The organism is uncultured Acinetobacter sp. (assembly GCF_947626835.1).
Taxonomy (GTDB): Bacteria; Pseudomonadota; Gammaproteobacteria; order Pseudomonadales; family Moraxellaceae; genus Acinetobacter.
Genome location: NZ_CANQTS010000015.1, coordinates 37,961 through 55,977 on the forward strand (window position 1 = coordinate 37,961; position 18,017 = coordinate 55,977).

16 protein-coding genes and 1 tRNA gene are annotated in these 18,017 nt (G+C 37.6%); 12 read left to right on the top strand and 5 right to left on the bottom strand.

All coding sequences use genetic code 11. The annotated features are described in order from the left end of the window. Window positions 1-131 precede the first annotated feature (131 nt). Window positions 132-1,058: a replication initiation protein RepM gene (gene repM, locus Q0Z55_RS07650; RefSeq protein WP_297426570.1), complete on the bottom strand. Its 927-nt coding sequence runs from the start codon at window positions 1,056-1,058 to the stop codon at window positions 132-134. A gap of 860 nt (window positions 1,059-1,918) precedes the next feature. Here repM and Q0Z55_RS07655 point away from each other — a divergent pair. From Q0Z55_RS07655 to Q0Z55_RS07665, 3 genes are all read left to right on the top strand, one after another. Further along, the gene (locus tag Q0Z55_RS07655; RefSeq protein WP_297426573.1) at window positions 1,919-2,752 is read left to right on the top strand and encodes a ParA family protein; all 834 of its coding nucleotides are present in this window, start codon (window positions 1,919-1,921) and stop codon (window positions 2,750-2,752) included. A 12-nt stretch (window positions 2,753-2,764) separates the two neighbouring features. After that, window positions 2,765-3,820, top strand: coding sequence for a ParB/RepB/Spo0J family partition protein (locus Q0Z55_RS07660; protein WP_297426576.1), 1,056 nt, complete (start codon window positions 2,765-2,767; stop codon window positions 3,818-3,820). A 182-nt stretch (window positions 3,821-4,002) separates the two neighbouring features. Next, on the top strand, window positions 4,003-5,202 hold the full coding sequence (locus Q0Z55_RS07665) for an MFS transporter (protein ID WP_297426578.1): 1,200 nt from the start codon (window positions 4,003-4,005) through the stop codon (window positions 5,200-5,202). Between the two features lie 34 nt (window positions 5,203-5,236). Here Q0Z55_RS07665 and Q0Z55_RS07670 read toward each other — a convergent pair whose 3' ends face one another. Further along, a complete protein-coding gene (locus Q0Z55_RS07670; RefSeq protein ID WP_297426581.1) occupies window positions 5,237-5,596 on the bottom strand; it encodes a hypothetical protein in 360 nt (119 codons plus the stop codon). A gap of 89 nt (window positions 5,597-5,685) precedes the next feature. Next, window positions 5,686-7,281 carry a fatty acyl-CoA synthetase gene (locus Q0Z55_RS07675; protein WP_297426584.1) on the bottom strand — a complete coding sequence of 532 codons (1,596 nt, stop codon included), beginning with the start codon at window positions 7,279-7,281 and terminating at the stop codon, window positions 5,686-5,688. 319 nt (window positions 7,282-7,600) lie between these two features. Here Q0Z55_RS07675 and Q0Z55_RS07680 point away from each other — a divergent pair, with 319 nt between their 5' ends. From Q0Z55_RS07680 to Q0Z55_RS07710, 7 genes are all read left to right on the top strand, one after another. After that, on the top strand, window positions 7,601-8,767 hold the full coding sequence (locus Q0Z55_RS07680; RefSeq protein WP_297426587.1) for an acetyl-CoA C-acetyltransferase: 1,167 nt from the start codon (window positions 7,601-7,603) through the stop codon (window positions 8,765-8,767). A gap of 377 nt (window positions 8,768-9,144) precedes the next feature. Continuing rightward, window positions 9,145-9,816, top strand: a complete 672-nt coding sequence (locus tag Q0Z55_RS07685) for a GntR family transcriptional regulator (RefSeq protein ID WP_297426590.1) — start codon at window positions 9,145-9,147, stop codon at window positions 9,814-9,816. A gap of 13 nt (window positions 9,817-9,829) precedes the next feature. Next, window positions 9,830-10,714 (top strand): methylisocitrate lyase, encoded by an 885-nt coding sequence (prpB, locus tag Q0Z55_RS07690; protein ID WP_297426593.1) that lies wholly within the window; start codon window positions 9,830-9,832, stop codon window positions 10,712-10,714. A gap of 78 nt (window positions 10,715-10,792) precedes the next feature. Next, on the top strand, window positions 10,793-11,944 hold the full coding sequence (gene prpC, locus Q0Z55_RS07695) for a 2-methylcitrate synthase (protein WP_297426597.1): 1,152 nt from the start codon (window positions 10,793-10,795) through the stop codon (window positions 11,942-11,944). Beyond that, entirely contained in the window at window positions 11,944-14,586 is a 2,643-nt protein-coding gene (gene acnD / locus Q0Z55_RS07700; protein WP_297426600.1) for a Fe/S-dependent 2-methylisocitrate dehydratase AcnD, read from the top strand. The genes prpC and acnD overlap by 1 nt, the downstream gene beginning before the upstream one ends. Before the next feature lie 76 nt (window positions 14,587-14,662). Further along, window positions 14,663-15,214 carry a hypothetical protein gene (locus Q0Z55_RS07705; protein WP_297426603.1) on the top strand — a complete coding sequence of 184 codons (552 nt, stop codon included), beginning with the start codon at window positions 14,663-14,665 and terminating at the stop codon, window positions 15,212-15,214. A gap of 177 nt (window positions 15,215-15,391) precedes the next feature. Beyond that, window positions 15,392-15,901, top strand: a complete 510-nt coding sequence (locus Q0Z55_RS07710; RefSeq protein ID WP_297426606.1) for a hypothetical protein — start codon at window positions 15,392-15,394, stop codon at window positions 15,899-15,901. A 25-nt stretch (window positions 15,902-15,926) separates the two neighbouring features. Here Q0Z55_RS07710 and Q0Z55_RS07715 read toward each other — a convergent pair whose 3' ends face one another. Then, window positions 15,927-16,157 (bottom strand): hypothetical protein, encoded by a 231-nt coding sequence (locus tag Q0Z55_RS07715; RefSeq protein ID WP_297426608.1) that lies wholly within the window; start codon window positions 16,155-16,157, stop codon window positions 15,927-15,929. A gap of 244 nt (window positions 16,158-16,401) precedes the next feature. Then, a tRNA-Met gene (locus Q0Z55_RS07720) sits at window positions 16,402-16,478 on the bottom strand. Between the two features lie 259 nt (window positions 16,479-16,737). Here Q0Z55_RS07720 and Q0Z55_RS07725 point away from each other — a divergent pair. Continuing rightward, window positions 16,738-17,115 carry an IS630 transposase-related protein gene (locus Q0Z55_RS07725; protein WP_297426612.1) on the top strand — a complete coding sequence of 126 codons (378 nt, stop codon included), beginning with the start codon at window positions 16,738-16,740 and terminating at the stop codon, window positions 17,113-17,115. A gap of 23 nt (window positions 17,116-17,138) precedes the next feature. Continuing rightward, the gene (locus Q0Z55_RS07730) at window positions 17,139-17,657 is read left to right on the top strand and encodes an IS630 family transposase (RefSeq protein ID WP_297426615.1); all 519 of its coding nucleotides are present in this window, start codon (window positions 17,139-17,141) and stop codon (window positions 17,655-17,657) included. Window positions 17,658-18,017 lie beyond the last annotated feature (360 nt).

Consider the following 18,017-nt stretch of genomic DNA (forward strand, 5'->3'; position numbering starts at 1 on the left):
TTTCACTACTTAAAAATATATAAATTTTTCATTAGCTTAAAGATAAAGATAGTTTTTCACTACTTCAGATACAAAAACACATAAAAAATGCCAAGTCATCATAATTTGGCATTGTTTATTCGTATATTAACTTAAGGGATAAAACCGACACCCATCAGGGTTTCTAAGTTTTGTTCAACCCAATCTGGATCGCTGAGCATGCTTTTAATACGTGTTTGGAATTCTTTACTTGTTTCACCCATATTGGCATGTTGACTACCAAACAAAGGATCTTGGCTTAGTTTAGAACTGAATAGGTCAATTTGTGGCTCAGTCAAATTATAATTAAAATCGCCTAAGTCATCCCCTTCAATGATTTGTACTGTCTTTGGATCTTTAGGTTCTAATTTAAATTGCAAATGGGTAATGGTTTTACCTTGTTTGAATTGTTCATAACTGACAATTAAATCCGTTTGATCATTAATCTCTTCTAAAGCACGTTCTAGAACATTGGCTTTAAATAAACTCATGGTTTTATATTGCTGAGGTTCAATGCCTAATTTACTGCGTAAATCATCAATGTCGTAACGTTGCGTCATACCACGTATACGCCATTTCATAATCAACTCATATAATCGAATTGAATATTTACTTTTAAAATTACTGACTTGATCAAGATAATACCGAGTGAATTGTTGTTCGAGACGACTAATCATTTTAATAACAATATCAGTAAAATACAGTACCACTAAGCCTTGATCTTTTACATAAGTAATCTTGTTGACCCAATTATCACACGTTACAGCATCAAAGCTTTTATAACGATCAATGTAGCTAAACTCACGACGTTTTAAGGTCAATGCAGCATCTCTTAAGGCACTGTAACTTTCCTTTTCATTGATACCAAATTGTTCCATATATGATTTGGCACTAACTTCAACAGGTGTATTATAGGTTAATTCACTGAATTCTCGTGCTTCTACAATCGCCAATAACATAAGACGTTGTTCAACGAGGCTTAAATTAAAGCTCGCATCGATTAAAGAGTTATCCTTAACAACAATTTTTTTAGGTTTCACAGTCATTTCTTTTAACGTTTCTTCGTTCAGAAATAAGCATGCCCTTTTTAATAAAGATAGTCAATATATTAACTATTCATTTGTAGTGAAAAACTATCTTTGAAGTAGTGAAAAACTATCTTTGAAGTAGTGAAAAACTATCTTTGAAGTAGTGAAAAACTATCTTTATATCTTCTGAAAGCCTTGCTGGGTATAGCTTTGCTATGATCCCAAAAGCATTAAAATAAATTTAAAATAAATTTAAAAAGACTTTATCTGTGGATAACTTTTAAAAATACTATTTTTCTGTTGATTAAATAAATTGTTTAGAACAAATAAAAGCTTATTTTATCCACAAGCTAACAGTTTTTAAATTTAAATCTCTTTACAAAGTTATGAGACTCATATAATCTTATCCACAGTTTTAAATTTAAAGAAAAATAATAAAATTAAATATAATTCAAACCTAAATAAACGATAATCACTGAAAACTGAAAACTGAAAACTGAAAACTGAAAACTGAAAACTGAAAACTGAAAACTGAAAACTGAAAACTGAAAACTGAAAACTGAAAACTGAAAACTGAAAACTGAAAACTGAAAACTGCGAGTAAAAAATTTAAATAATCTTCTAATCTTCTAATCTTCTAACCTTCTAACCTTCTAACCTTCTAACCTTCTAACCTTCTAACCTTCTAACCTTCTGCTATAGCTCAAAGTAAAAAATTTACCTTTCAATTTACTACAATATTTTTCAAGTTTCGCAGCGAAATAAAATTTAAAAAATAATCAATTAAGTATTTATTTTTTTAAACACATTGCTTTTTTTTCAAAAAATACTTAGATTCATATCAGTACAAAAATACATTGCTAGGTATCTATATGAATGGAAATAAAGCGTTAAAAACCGCAGTCGCTCAAAATAAAGGTGGTGTGGGTAAAACCACAATCACTGTGAATGTTGCAGTCGCTTTAGCCAATCGAGGTTATCAAGTCCTTATTGTTGATTTAGATGCACAATGTAATGCGACCAATCATATTAGTGTGACACCTGCAGTAGAATTGTCTTACTCTGTGGCTGATTTTTTTGATGACTATAAACGCTTTGAGCCAAATCTTGCCCTATTAAAAGATCAACAAACGCGTTTTAACAATGTCAGTTTATTGCCAAGTTCAAAACGCATTGGTGATGCTGCACGTAACTTACAAAGAAATAGTCCAATTCCAAATGAAATCTTATCGCGTATTTTATCGCGTATAGAAAGTGACTATGATTTTATTTTGGTTGACTGCCCACCTGAAATTGAAACACTCACCTTTAATGCCTTAGTGGCTGTAAATAACTTTATCCTGCCTGCTCAAGGACAATACTCAATTGAGGGCTTTGAAAAGATTCTAGATGCCATGGATAGCCTAGATCGAATTAATCCTGAATTGAAAATTTTATGTCCGGTCTTAAACTTCTTTAAAAAGAATCAACTTGCTGATAAGAATATGAAGGAACAACTAGAAGATGAATTTTCTACTGTTGTCTTAGAGGATCGGGTCATTCATCCTGAAATTGTGTTGATTCCACAATCAGCTGTGTTTGAACAAGCTGCGATTACTAAAATGTCAATTTATGATTTGGCCGCAAGTAAATCCCCTGCAGTTGCAGCAATTAATCGTATTGTAGATTTGCTTGAACAACAATATCAGCAACAAAAAGCAGCTTAAGGGACAACCTTTATGTCAAAGTTTAATCAGTTGCTTCATAAACAAAAGCAAGAAAAAAAAGTTACTTCAATTCAGCCTGAAAACCAGCAAACACAAGAGGAACATTTATCTCCAGTACAACGTCGTGCGCAAACTGGTAACCAGTATGGTAGTGCTCTAAAACGTTTAAGCGTAGATTTAATTGATCCTTCACCGTATCAGCCACGTCTCGTTGCAGCTTTAGATACTCAAGATCTACAAGAGCTTGCCGAAAATATTCGTCAACATGGACAGATCAATCCAATTGTTGTACGTCCTAAAAATGGTCGTTATGAACTGATTGGTGGGGAACGTCGTTTACATGCTATTCGAGATCTATTAAAGCTTAAAGACATTGATTGTTTGATCAAAGATGTTAGTGATGAAAAAGCTGCTTTAACTGCATTGGTTGATAATATTAATCGTGCAGACTTATCTGACTACGAAATTGCGCATGCATTATTAAATAACTGTGAACGTTTTGGTTATCCCATCGACAATGTCGAGTTTATAACAGAAAAATTTAATATTTCCCGTAATAAATATTATCGTTTGATCAGTCTGTTTGATTTGCCTGAATGTATTCGCGATGATTTAAACGTTATGCCTGATGCTTTAAGTGGTTCAGGAGCAAGTCTGTTAAAAACAGCTTTTAATAAGGTCAAAGAACAACTTGGTCCACAACAGGCAGATGAACTTTTATATCAAGCTTGGAAAGATTATTTGACTTTAGATTTTGCGCATCATAAAAAACGAAATACACAGTTTATTAAAAGTTTTGAACAACAGGCGCAAACTTTGTATGAGGATGCTCAGCCTATAACAAAGGATATGCACAGACCAGCTCCAGAGTTGGTACAGATGCCTACACCTAGTAAAGTTACACCTCAACAAGAAAGTTTACTTAATGCGGCAGGTAAAAAGTTTGGTTCCTTAAAATGTTCTGAAAGCTTAAAAGGCAAAACAGTCGTGTCTATTCGCATGAGTGTAGAGGATTTGGATGAAAGTAAACTTGATAAAATTAAAGCCTTTTTAAAAGAACTCGCTTAATTTTTTAAGTTTCGTTGCGAAACATCAAAAAAAGCACCGACCCGGTGCTTTTTCTACATCCTGTATTTACGTAAGTGAATCCAACAAAAATATATGCATCTTTAGCTATCATTTTAAAGTCAGGTTATGATGACAGTGTTTAAAGTTGCTATGACACATGTTCATGTGCAGTCAGGAATATTATGCCACCCAAAAGTACAGCTAAATCTTCTAAAGATCATCTACCGAATCAGATGGTTATATCTATGGTTGCTGCGGTAGCAATCGCACATTTGTTAAATGATTTGATTCAAGCAGTTTTACCTGCAATTTATCCAATGCTTAAAATCGAATTTAATTTAAGTTTTTCACAAATCGGCTTAATCGCGCTTATTTATCAAATTACCGCTTCATTATTGCAGCCTTTTGTTGGGTTATATACTGACCGACATCCATTACCGTATTTGCTACCTGTCGGTATGAGCATCACCTTGGTTGGCATTACGGTGATGGCGTTTGCTACACATTTTTATATCTTGTTATTAGCAGCTGTATTGGTGGGAATCGGTTCTTCAACGTTTCATCCAGAAGCATCCCGTGTGGCACGTATGGCCTCTGGTGGTCGTTTTGGTACAGCGCAATCTGCTTTTCAAGTGGGTGGCAATAGTGGCTCTGCAATAGGCCCTTTGCTGGCTGCGTTAATTATTGTACCTAATGGTAAAAGTGCTGTGGCTTGGTTTACAGGTTTTGCACTTTTAGCTATTTTTATACTTTTTCGAGTCAGTCGTTGGTTGATACAACAAGATCAGCAACCTAAAAAACAAAGTGCTATTCAGCATACAGGTTTAAAGGGAATTTTACTTTATCGTGCACTTGGGGTAATTGGCATATTAATGTTGGTTAAATTTACCTATATTGCAAGTATTAGTAACTATTATACCTTCTATCTGATGGAACGTTTTAGCTTAAGCCTTGTACAGTCGCAAGTCTATTTATTTGCCTTTTTAGCAGCAGTGGCTTTAGGTACATTTGCAGGTGGACCCATTGGCGATAAAATTGGACGTAGTGCAGTGATCTGGGTGTCATTTTTAGGCATTATCCCTTTCGCTTTAGTTTTACCTTATGTCAATTTGATGTGGACAGCCATTTTGTCAATTATGATTGGTTTAGTCATCTCTTCGGCATTTTCAGCTATGGTCGTGTATGCACAAGAAGCTATGCCTGGGCGTGTAGGTCTGGTGTCCGGTTTGATGTTTGGTGTGATGTTTGGGATTGGTGGTATTGCAGCAGCAGGCTTGGGGGTATTAGCTGATCACTTTGGGATTATTTTTGTTTATCAACTATGTGCTTTTTTACCATTATTGGGTTTATTGACGATTTTCTTACCTAAAACTCAGCATTGAATGTTAAAAAAGACCTACTCAGGTAGGTCAATATTTAGGTGCATTTAATGTCGAAGCGTTGCTGGTAATAATTCAAAGTAAATTGCATCTCTTGAATAAGCTTTTCTTGACTAGTATCTGCCGGCTGAAGTGCTAAAAATGCCGGCATATATTCTTCTTGGTAAGTTTTAGGGCATTCAATACAAAGTAGTTTTTGACGCTGTGATGTACTGAGTGTCGTATTTTCAATTTGATCGGTTAAGAAGCTAAGTTTATAGTCGGCTTTTTCAAAAGAGTTTAAAGATTGAGTTTGAGGCTCAGAAGAGGATGTAGTTTGTATGACTACATCGTTTTTTTCACATCCCGCTGCGAAACTTATAAAAATTGCGCTAGCAAGGCAAAGAGTTCTTTTCATAAAATAAAGCTGGTGTTGGAATAAACCTCTATCATAGCGCAACGCACTAGAGTTTGTAGCTATAGTGCGTCTCCATTTTATAAATGCGCTTAAGCAGTTTGCTCTTGTATATAAAGTGATTGATATTGTTGACGCAACTGACGCTTTAAAATTTTACCACTGGCATTTTTAGGTAATGCTTCAACCATATGCACAGATTTCGGCATTTTATAGGTGGATAAATGCTTTTTACAATGCGCTAATAACTCGTCTAAAACAAAGTGGTGTCCCTGTTTAATGACAATGACAGCAGTGACCGCTTCAATCCAATGTGGATGAGGGACACCAAACACCGCCACCTCTTGGATGGCATTAAAACGATAGATCACATCTTCAACTTCTCGGGTTGCAACATTCTCACCACCCGTTTTCACCATATCTTTAATACGATCTACAATATACAGATGACCAGTTTCTGCAAAATAGCCTAAATCTCCACTATGAAACCAGCCATGTACAAATGCTTCAGTGGTTTTATCATCTTGATCGGCATAACCCAAGGTTAAATGTGGACTTTTATGAACAATTTCACCAATTTCGCCAGTTTCAACTAAGCGCCCATCTTTGGCCATAATGGCAGTTTCCACGTGGAACGCAGGTTTTCCAACTGAAGTGGAAAATTCTTGATGGTCTTCGGGATAAAGTACCGTTGCAACCGGGGCCATCTCTGTTTGACCATAAAATTGCCAAAAACGAATATGGGGTAATTTTTCCATCAAGCTACTGATGATACTCTTTGGCATGCTTGAGGCACCATAATAAGCTTTATTCAATGAAGTTAAATCTGTTGAAGCAAAGCCTTTTGCATTGAGTAAGGCAATCCATGCAGTGGGTGGACAAAATAGTTTATTGATCTTTTCTTTTTCAATCAGAGCAAGAACGCGTTTAGGTTCAAAGCCACGTAAAATATAACTGGTTGCACCTAAATAGAGATCTACATTTAAAAACACATCAAATTGTGCACAGTGATACAACGGAAAGGCATGTAATTCCCGATCATTTACCTGCATCTCACCTTCTAAAATAGCACTCATATATTGCCACATTAGTGCTTCACTGTTGAGAAGTACTCCTTTGGGCATGGACTCAGTCCCACTGGTGTACATCATACGAATAGGTTCATAGGCACTAAGCAGTTGTGGCGGTAAAGGGCTTAATTTTTGCGTAAAGCATTCATTGAAGTTCTTCCAACTTGCTGAGCTTACACCATCATTTAAAGGGATTTTATAAAAATGAGTTAACTGGTGTTTGGCTTGTCCTAAGGCTGTATCTACAGTTGCCGTGAGTTGATCTTCTGCAAAAATAATCTGGGTTTTGCTGTTTTCAATAATATAAGCCAACTCTTGAGCATTGAGCATAAAATTGACAGGCACTGTAAGCACCCCAATTCTAGCCGCAGCAAAGTGAATGACAGGGAATTGCCAACAATTATGCGACAGCAATAGTAATCGATCAGCTTTCTTTAACCCAATCTGCAATAAATAAGCTGCCAGTTGTTCAACCTGATCATGTAATTGTTGATAAGTCAGACGAGTGTCGCCATCAACTAATGCTAATTTATGTGGATGACGCTGTGCGCTCCTTTTCGGAATATCACTGATATGATAATTGCGGGCTTGTTGTACAGTGTTTGATAGATTTGACATAAAGATTCCTTATTATTTTACATTCCATTTAAGATTGCCTATATTTTTTATGATGGCATGCAATTACAGTAGACAAAAAATAACACTTTGTATAGTTTGCATGAAAACTATAGTTTATTTAGCCAAGTTATATTCATTAAAAAATTTCGCTGCGAAACTTCTAAAAGTTAATTGATTGTCTGAGCTAGGCATTTTAAGATGGCAACTCTATTTAAAATATAAAGCAACTTAAATTTGAGATCAGTTTAAGTTTCGCTGCGAAATTTATAAAAATATTTTTTTATTAAAGACAACAAAAAATAATCATAGGACAAGATGAATGAAACACGCATATATTGTTGATGCAGTACGTAGTGCAGGTGGACGCCGCAAAGGACGTTTAAGTGATATACATGCAGCCGACTTAGGTGCAGATGTAATTAATGGATTACTCAGTCGTATTCAAGTTGACCCTAATCTGATTGATGATGTGATTTTAGGTTGCGTCACCCAAGGTGGCGAACAAGCATTTTCATTTGCGCGTAATGTAATTTTAGCTTCACAACTTCCAGATCATATTCCGGGGGTCACAATCGACCGCCAATGTGGTAGCTCACAGCAAGCCATTCAATTTGCAGCTCAAGCAGTCATGAGTGGCACACAAGATATGATTATTGCAGCTGGTGTGGAAAGCATGAGCCGTGTGCCGATGTTTAGTAATATTCAATTGGCGAAACAAGCAGGTTTGGCAGCTGATCCTTTAAGTGACAGAATCAAAGCACGTTTTGGCGTAGACGCATTTAGCCAATTTCACGGCGCAGAACTATTGGCTCAAAAATATGATTTAAGCCGTGATGACTTAGATTGTTATGCATTACGTAGTCACCAACGCGCGCAATACGCCATTGAGCAACAATGGTTTGATCAGGAAATTATTCCAATTCAATTAAAAGATGGTACATGGCATTGCCAAGATGAAGGTGTACGCTTTGATACCAACTTAGATGCTATTTCCAGTGTACAAACCTTACAACCCGATGGTGTGATCAGTGCTGCTAATGCGAGTCAAATTTGCGATGGTGCAAGTGCCTGTTTGATTGTCAGTGAACGCGCATTACAACACTATGGATTAGTGCCGAAAGCTCGCATTATTAACCTGACTGTCACTGCAGGTGATCCTGTGATCATGTTAGAAGAGCCAATTTTTGCTACGCAACGTGCCTTAAAAAAAGCAGGTTTAAGCCTAAAAGATATTGATCTTTTTGAAGTGAATGAAGCATTTGCCAGTGTACCGTTAGCATGGATAAAAGCTTTACAGGTTGACCCCGCTCAAGTCAATAAATATGGCGGTGCAATTGCATTGGGTCATCCATTGGGAGCGAGTGGTACAAAATTAATGAGTACCTTATTACATGGCTTACAACGTGAAAAGAAAAAATATGGTTTACAAACCATGTGCGAAGGTGGTGGTATGGCCAATGTCACTATTATTGAAGCCTATGTTTAAATAGGCTGTATCAGTACTGGGGTCTAGTTAATATGCATCTCATCTATATAGTATTGTATGAGCAAAATTACCGTACTATCAGTTTAAGCTGACAACAGCATATAAAAACAATACTCAGTACTATCTAAAATTTTATCCAAGTTAAGCTCTGCTATGCAGGCAAATATAGAGAAGTACTAGCACATATCAATGCGACAGCGCACTTTTGCCCTAAATACCGACTCAACTATTGAAATTTTGTGCTGTATCTATCGTTTTTTTCTTAGTCTTTAGTCTTAAATTCGATTATTGTTGACAATTGTGATTGAAAAAAAGCAAATTTACTCGTATTTTGAATATATGTTGATCACATTGTTGACAATTTAATCAAGGACTCTATGGACGCTACATTAGATAAAAACCACAGCACGACTTTAATGCATCAGATTTTTGAAAAGATTCAAAATGCGATTGTGTGCGGTGATTTACCTGCTGGTAGCAAAATCTCTGAACCTGAGTTGGCACGTATCTACGGCATTAGTCGTGGTCCACTGCGTGAGGCGATTCATCGTTTAGAAGGGCAAAAATTGGTGGAGCGTACAGCACATGTCGGTGCGCGTGTGGTGTCTTTGTCGAGTCAGCAGTTGACTGAGCTTTATCAAATTCGTGAGAACTTAGAAGGCCTAGCTTGTCGTCTTGCGGCACAAAATATTGATAAAGAGCAGATTCTCAGCCTAAGAGAGGTCTTACGTTTACATAGTGAAGATCCGAACTTTAAACAGGGCAAGGGTTACTATGTGCAACATGGTGATGATGACTTTCATTACTGCGTGATTCGTAATTGTGGCAACAAGATTTTAGAAAAAATGTTGTGCCAAGAGTTATATCATTTAATTCGTATGTACCGTATTCAGTTCTCTAATACGCCAAATCGACCACGCAAGGCACTGATGGAGCATCTGCGTGTTTTAGATGCAATTGCTGAGGGAGATGGTGAATTGGCTGAATTGTTGATGCGTCGTCATATTAGCGCATCTTATCAAAATATTAAAAACAATATCGTTTTATAATCAGGAGAAATACATGTCACAACTTACAGCAGGGCAAAAATTCCGCGATGCGGTTGCAAACGAACATCCTTTACAAGTGGTCGGTGCCATCAACGCCAATCATGCTTTACTTGCCAAGCGTGCAGGTTATAAAGCGATTTACTTGTCAGGCGGTGGCGTTGCAGCTGGTTCGTTGGGTTTACCTGATCTAGGGATTAGTAATTTAGATGACGTGTTAACAGATGTACGCCGTATTACCGATGTATGCGATTTACCATTATTGGTTGATGCAGATACAGGTTTTGGCGCATCAGCATTTAATATGGCACGTACCACCAAATCTTTAATTAAGTTTGGTGCAGCAGCGATGCACATTGAAGATCAAGTGGGTGCAAAACGTTGCGGTCATCGTCCAAATAAAGCGATTGTAACCCAGCAAGAAATGGTCGATCGTATTAAAGCAGCAGTGGATGCGCGTACCGATAGTAGCTTTGTGATTATGGCACGTACTGATGCCTTAGCAGTTGAAGGTTTACAAGCTGCAATTGACCGTGCTGGTGCATATATTGAAGCAGGTGCAGATATGTTATTCCCAGAAGCGATTACTGAACTTGAAATGTATCGCCAATTTGCACAAGCCACTCAAGCGCCAATTCTTGCCAATATCACTGAATTTGGTTCAACCCCATTATTTACCACACAAGAGCTTGCTTCTGCCGATGTAAGCTTGGCGTTATATCCGTTATCAGCTTTCCGCGCTATGAACAAAGCGGCTGAAAATGTCTATGTCACTTTACGTCAAGAAGGCACGCAAAAAAATGTCGTAGATACCATGCAAACTCGTCAAGAGTTGTATGAGCGTATTAACTATCATGCATTTGAACAATATCTGGATGCAGCTTTTGTCAAAGCCAAATAAATTATTGTTGTCAACACTTAAATAAAGATCGCGCATGGAGCGCTAAGTAGCCAAACCGCCAAGATAAGGAAAACTATCATGACAAGTGCAGTAACCGCAATTAAACCAAAAAAATCAGTTGCTTTAAGTGGTCAAGTCGCAGGTAACACTGCGTTATGTACCGTAGGCCGTAGTGGTAATGATCTCCATTACCGTGGCTACGACATTATGGATTTAGCAGGTCAATGTGAATTTGAAGAAGTGGCTTATTTATTGGTCCATGGCAAATTACCGAATCAAGCAGAACTCAACGCGTATAAAGCTAAACTTAAAGCATTACGTGGTTTACCTGCTGGTTTAAAAACAGCTTTAGAACAATTACCACCTTCAGCGCATCCAATGGATGTCATGCGTACTGGTGTGTCAGTTTTAGGTTGCCTAAGTCCAGAACACGAAGATCATAACTATGCAGGCGCACGCGATATTGCCGACAAACTAATGGCAAGCTTTGGTTCAATGTTATTGTATTGGTACCACTTTAGCCACAATGGTCGTCGTATTGAAGTAGAAACAGAAGATGATTCAATTGGTGGGCATTTCCTGCATTTGTTACATGGCAAAGCACCATCAAAAGAATGGATCGACGCGATGCATACGTCACTAATTTTGTATGCAGAGCATGAGTTTAATGCCTCAACCTTTACTTCGCGCGTGATTGCCGGTACAGGCTCTGATATGTATTCAACCATTGCCGGTGCAATTGGTGCTTTACGTGGACCAAAACATGGTGGTGCCAACGAAGTTGCTTTTGTGATTCAACAACGTTACAACGATGCTGACGAAGCAGAAGCTGATATCCGTCAACGTGTTGCCAACAAAGAAGTGGTGATTGGTTTTGGTCATCCAGTGTATACCATTGCTGATCCACGTAATGATGTGATTAAAAAAGTGGCTTTAGACTTAGCTGATGCACAAAACAACAAAAAAATGTATCTCATCGCGGAACGCTTAGAAGCAGTGATGAAAGAAGTAAAAAACATGTTCCCGAACCTAGATTGGTTTAGTGCAGTGAGCTATCACCTCATGGGTGTACCAACAGCGATGTTTACGCCATTGTTTGTGATTGCACGTACCTCAGGTTGGGCAGCGCATGTGATTGAACAACGTCAAGATGGCAAAATCATTCGTCCAAGCGCCAACTACACAGGACCTGAAGATTTAGAATTCAAACCATTGGCGGAGCGTGTTTAATGAATCAGTTGTACCGTAAACCATTGGCCAATACAGGTTTAGATTATTACGATGTACGCCAAGCGGTTGAAGATATTCAAGCGGGAAGTTATGCCAAATTACCTTACACCTCTAAAGTGTTGGCAGAACAATTGGTACGTCGTGCCGAGCCAGAACAACTCAGTGCATTTTTAACGCAGCTCATTGAAAATCGCCAAGATTTAGACTTTCCTTGGTATCCTGCTCGTGTCGTTTGTCATGATATTTTAGGTCAAACAGCATTGGTTGACTTAGCAGGTTTGCGTGACGCGATTGCTGAAAAAGGCGGTGATCCATCTAAAGTCAATCCTGTGGTGCCAACACAACTCATTGTGGATCACTCATTGGCTGTTGAATATGGCGGTTTTGATCCAGATGCATTTGAGAAAAACCGTGCTATTGAAGATCGTCGTAATGAAGACCGTTTCCATTTTATTGAGTGGACCAAAACTGCCTTTGAAAATGTCGATGTCATTCCGGCAGGCAACGGTATCATGCACCAAATCAACTTGGAGAAAATGTCTCCAGTGATTCAAAACCGTGCTGGTGTAGCTTTCCCTGATACCTGTGTCGGGACAGATTCACATACCCCGCATACCGATGCTTTAGGTGTCATCTCAATTGGTGTTGGTGGTTTAGAAGCGGAAAATGTAATGTTAGGTCGTGCATCATGGATGCGTGTTCCCGATATTATTGGTGTTGAGTTTGTGGGGCAGCGTCAGCCGGGAATCACCGCAACTGATATCGTGTTGGCATTAACCGAGTTCTTACGTAAAGAACGTGTAGTGGGTGCTTACTTAGAATTCTTTGGTGAAGGTGCTGATAGCATGTCGGTCGGAGATCGTGCCACGATTTCTAATATGACCCCTGAATATGGCGCAACTGCGGCCATGTTCTATATCGATCAAAACACCATTGATTATTTAACCCTAACGGGTCGTGAGTCTGAGCAAGTCAAACTGGTTGAAACCTATGCCAAAGAAATTGGTCTTTGGGCAAGTGATATGACCGAAGCTCAGTATCCGCGTGTACTACGTTTTGATTTATCGACGGTGACGCGTAATATTGCAGGTCCATCCAACCCACATGCACGTGTATCAACAAGTGATTTAAAAGCCAAAGGTATTGCAGGTAATTTAGAGGCTGCACGCGCACAAGAAGCAGAAGGTTTAATGCCAGATGGTGCGGTGATTATTGCCGCGATTACCTCATGTACCAATACCTCAAACCCACGTAACACTGTGGCAGCCGGTTTGCTGGCACGTAAAGCCAACGAATTAGGTCTAGTGCGTAAACCTTGGGTGAAATCATCTTTTGCACCGGGTTCTAAAGCAGCTGCTTTATACCTAGAAGAAGCAGGTGTATTGGGTGATTTAGAAAAACTTGGTTTTGGTATTGTGGCTTATGCATGTACCACCTGTAATGGTATGTCTGGTGCATTAGATCCAAAGATCCAGCAAGAAATTATTGACCGTGATTTATATGCCACTGCGGTGTTATCGGGTAACCGTAACTTTGACGGTCGTATCCATCCTTATGCAAAACAAGCCTTTTTGGCATCGCCTCCGCTGGTAGTGGCTTATGCGATTGCAGGAACCATTCGTTTTGACATCGAAACAGATGCGTTAGGGCACGATAAAGATGGCAACCCAATTTACTTAAAAGACATTTGGCCATCGGATGAAGAGATTGATGCATTGGTGAAGGTTGCAGTCAAGCCTGAACAATTCAAAAAAATCTATATTCCAATGTTTGATTTAGGCGTGAATGCCAAGTCTGAAAGCCCACTCTATGATTGGCGTCCGCAAAGTACCTACATTCGTCGTCCGCCATATTGGGAAGGTGCACTTGCAGCACCACGTACTTTAGCCAATATGCGTCCATTAGCGATTTTAGGCGATAACATCACCACCGATCATTTATCACCATCCAATGCAATTGTATTAGATAGTGCTTCAGGTGAATACTTAAAGAAAATGGGTGTGCCTGAAGAGGACTTTAACTCTTATGCAACGCATCGTGGTGACCACTTAACTACGCAGCGTGCCACCTTTGCCAACCCGAAATTGTTTAACGAAATGGTAGTTCGCTCAGATGGCAGCATTAAGCAAGGTTCAAAAGCGCGTGTAGAGCCTGAAGGCGAAGTGATGCGTATGTGGGAAGCGATTGAAACCTACATGAACCGTAAGCAACCGCTGATCATTATTGCGGGTAAAGATTATGGTCAAGGTTCAAGCCGTGACTGGGCAGCCAAAGGTGTACGCCTTGCCGGTGTAGAAGCGATTGTAGCAGAAGGCTTTGAGCGTATTCACCGTACTAACTTAGTCGGTATGGGCGTATTACCACTTGAGTTTAAAGCCGGTACAGACCGTAAAACACTTGGTTTAGATGGTACTGAGCTGTATAGCGTGATTGGTAATATTGCGCCACGTTCGACTTTAACTTTAGTGGTGGAACGTGCAACTGCTGATGGTAAGAATGAAATCGTAGAAGTGCCAGTAACTTGCCGTTTAGATACAGAAGAAGAAGTATCTGTATATGAAGCGGGTGGGGTATTACAACGCTTTGCACAAGACTTCCTAGAAGCCAATGAAAATACTCAAGATGCACAAGCGATTGCTTAAGACTTTATATTTAAAGTAATTGAAATTGTTTAAAAAAGCCCTACTGTAAAGTAGGGCTTTTTTACTGAGATTAAAAATGGTAAATAGAGTTAGAAACGGTGATTTTGAATTTTTATCTAACTTATTTGATAAATTTTTTTCACAAAAATATATTCGTAATCGTTTAAATTTGATTGAACAACGAAATATCACAGGTTGGGAAATATGGCTACAGGTTGAATTGGCATTCTTCTTAGACGAACATGAAAATGTGATGGAATGGATGAGAGAGATATCTTGCTCGACTGATAGAAGAGTTGAAAAATTAAAAGCAAAAGGAATTATTGATTTTTGGGTTAGAGAAAAAAATAAGTCAACTGAAACGATGATTGCTATTGAGCTAAAACAATCCCAATCAGCCAAAAGCTGTATTACAGCAATGATTAAAGACTTAAATAAGTTTTATTCTTTGAAACCGAGTGAATATGATTATATTCGTACATTTTGGTGCATAGGTGTGCATTTGCAAGTGCAAGAAAAAACCTGTTTAGATTATATCAACGCAAATAAAGAAGGTTATGAATTCGATCCTAATCATCTATTAAGTAAAAACATTAAAGGAACCAACTTTAGCTTTACTATTTTATAGTTAAATATTTTTAGACTTGTTGAAGCGAGCAACAAGTCATAAGGTAAAATAAGATTTTTTACAAGCTCATAAAACACATGACCTCAGGAGAATTTGATTAAGATTTTTAATCAATAAATTTAAATACTTCAAACCCTCCGTATTTTGAGGTAGGGTTTTTTATTTGGATAATTAAAAATGTACGAAGAGCGCTATGCAAAAGCAATTTCTCTAGGATATAGATTTTTAGAAGAAGATGATAACGGTGGCGCCATTTATGTTAAGGAGGGCTTAAAGTGGATTGAAAACTACGCTGACCTTGCAGATGAATTAAAAGAAGAACAAGATGAGCCTCTATCATTTGACAATTTAGAATATAAGTATGGTTATCATATTGATGATTACTTTTTTTATAATTTTAATGAGGGTGATAAACACCCAGATAATATTAGCCTAGAACGTCAAATAAAGTGGATTAATGCCAATTTAGCTAATTTCGTTAATATTTTTGACAAAAGCGTAAATCAGGACGTCTTAAATGGTAAGGATTATAGTAGTTGCCAAATCATTGAGTGTGAAAAAATACCTTTTGTTTTATTAGGTTTTGATGATAAAAATAGGGATGAGCTATATAGCGAAATAAAACTTTGTTCTATTGATGTGAGAAAAAGTGTAGAAATAGCTTTGAAATTAGGCTATGACCAATAAAAAACCGCCCTTGGGCGGTTTTTTATTAACATACACGGTTTTCTAATTTAAACATTTCATTTAAACCCGTATAGAAACTACGGCCGTCTAAATTCAATTCAATTTCTGTGCCAGAAGAAAGTAAAACTTTTTTACCGACTTCAACCCATTTAAAACCATCATTTGTATTTTGACGCTTTTTATTTGCGATTAACGACACAATAATTTCATGACCATTTACAGATTTTGCAATTAAATTTTCAGTTTGCTTTAACATATATATACCAATAACTTTTTACAGCGCGATATTTGGCGCTTAAATATTTTTAAAATTCAAATAATTAAATACTACTTGACTTGATTTTAACAGAACATACAACGATCTAAATGAGAGAGTTAGATACAAGGAGATTAATAGCTGATTAATCTAGAAGAGGTCTAAAACGACTTAAAATATATGTTTTGTTTTTTGTGATAGTAGGCTACATATCTCATGTAGCAAGGTAAATCACTTTTCTCGTTGGTAGCGGGAGCTGGATTTGAACCAACGACCTTCGGGTTATGAGCCCGACGAGCTACCAGACTGCTCCATCCCGCATCAACGAAGTTACTTTATACGCTCAATATTCCAATAATGCAAATTTATTTCATCTTTTTGCATATTTTTTCATAAAAGGAGTGTTTTTTAAACAATCAAAGTGTTTAATAGCCACTTATTTATAGCCGGAAGTTAAAATAAGATCATTTAATGATTAGTTTATATGTCTAGGTTTTGATCTTGTTCCCTATCAAATCAGGTAGGTATAGCTAAGAACCTAATATGAGCTACAACACAAAAAATACTAGAATTTAAGATCATGCCAAAAACATATTCTGTTGATCTACGTGAAAAAGCAATGCAGTTTTATAAAGAATCAAAGCATAAGTCGAAGACTTGTGAGCTTTTTCATATCGCTCGAACGACTCTAGACGATTGGATCTTACTCGAACAGCAGACCGGTCAACTTAAACAACCTAAATCTCCAAACGCAGGACGTCCCTCAAAGATTCTGGATCTCCGAGCTTTTGAGCATTTTATAAAAAATACACCCTTTACTCAGGCTAAAGATTTGGTCCCATTATTTGAACAACATTTCGGTTATTCAGTTGGGTATCATGTCATTTTAAAAGCTCTGAATAAGATGGGCTGGACGCGTAAAAAAAGAGTTTCCTTTACAGACAAGCCTGTAAATTAAGTCGTGCTGTATTTGAATGGTGTTTGCCTCAATGGAAAGCACAATATGGTGAGGATCACATTCTTTATATCGATGAATCAGGCATCAATACCAATGAAACCGCAGAATATGGCTGGTCTCCTCAGGGACAACGCTGTCATGCGTTCAGGTCAGGTGGGCATGGTACGAGACTCAGCATGATCAGTGCTGTCAGATCAAATGCTCCATTGAAGTTTATTCAACTTTTAGTGTTTCAAGGCTCATGTGATCGGAATATTTTTGTCTGTTGGTTGGAATATTTGTTGAAAAGCTTACAGCACAAGGACATTCAAGCTAAGCGCTATTTGGTCATCCTCGATAATGCATCGATACGTAAAGGTAAAGTGATCGATGATTTAGCAGCTCAATATCAGACGAGAATTGTTTATCTACCTGCATATAGTCCTGACCTTAATCCTATTGAAAAAGCATGGTCTGTATTAAAAAGTAAAGTTAGACATATGATTGCTCAGAATAATAAAACCCTTCAGGAAGCTTTAGATATCGTCTTTAAAATGATGTAGCTTATATTTTGTACTTAGCTATATGAAGCTGTGCTGCGATCTATGTGAATAAAATCTATTGCGCTAAAACTTGTATCTGTTGCTGATGCCACTGAGTTTGCATGCGATAGGCTTGATTAAGTGATTGCGTATTTGTAGATTGATAGACAAGTCATAAAACAAGATAAGGTTTTATAACATCTTGTGCTACTTCATTTTATATAAGGTATGGTGAGATTAATGATGTTTTAAATTTAATCAGGTGTATCTTAGATTTATTTAAAATGAAATAAACCACCTAATTAACCCGAATCATGGATAAGGAATTTAGTTGAAAAAAAGATGACTGAGTTGATAAGAGAGTTACCACACACTTTTATT

Bases quoted from the DNA above. Each gene is read 5' to 3' on its own strand.
- Q0Z55_RS07705 (WP_297426603.1), top strand. From the start codon at position 14,663: ATGGTAAATAGAGTTAGAAACGGTGATTTTGAATTTTTATCTAACTTA.
- Q0Z55_RS07670 (WP_297426581.1), bottom strand. From the start codon at position 5,596: ATGAAAAGAACTCTTTGCCTTGCTAGCGCAATTTTTATAAGTTTCGCA.
- acnD (WP_297426600.1), top strand. From the start codon at position 11,944: ATGAATCAGTTGTACCGTAAACCATTGGCCAATACAGGTTTAGATTAT.
- Q0Z55_RS07685 (WP_297426590.1), top strand. From the start codon at position 9,145: ATGGACGCTACATTAGATAAAAACCACAGCACGACTTTAATGCATCAG.
- Q0Z55_RS07675 (WP_297426584.1), bottom strand. From the start codon at position 7,281: ATGTCAAATCTATCAAACACTGTACAACAAGCCCGCAATTATCATATC.
- Q0Z55_RS07680 (WP_297426587.1), top strand. From the start codon at position 7,601: ATGAAACACGCATATATTGTTGATGCAGTACGTAGTGCAGGTGGACGC.
- prpB (WP_297426593.1), top strand. From the start codon at position 9,830: ATGTCACAACTTACAGCAGGGCAAAAATTCCGCGATGCGGTTGCAAAC.
- Q0Z55_RS07725 (WP_297426612.1), top strand. From the start codon at position 16,738: ATGCCAAAAACATATTCTGTTGATCTACGTGAAAAAGCAATGCAGTTT.
- Q0Z55_RS07660 (WP_297426576.1), top strand. From the start codon at position 2,765: ATGTCAAAGTTTAATCAGTTGCTTCATAAACAAAAGCAAGAAAAAAAA.
- prpC (WP_297426597.1), top strand. From the start codon at position 10,793: ATGACAAGTGCAGTAACCGCAATTAAACCAAAAAAATCAGTTGCTTTA.
- Q0Z55_RS07665 (WP_297426578.1), top strand. From the start codon at position 4,003: ATGCCACCCAAAAGTACAGCTAAATCTTCTAAAGATCATCTACCGAAT.
- Q0Z55_RS07655 (WP_297426573.1), top strand. From the start codon at position 1,919: ATGAATGGAAATAAAGCGTTAAAAACCGCAGTCGCTCAAAATAAAGGT.
- Q0Z55_RS07715 (WP_297426608.1), bottom strand. From the start codon at position 16,157: ATGTTAAAGCAAACTGAAAATTTAATTGCAAAATCTGTAAATGGTCAT.
- Q0Z55_RS07710 (WP_297426606.1), top strand. From the start codon at position 15,392: ATGTACGAAGAGCGCTATGCAAAAGCAATTTCTCTAGGATATAGATTT.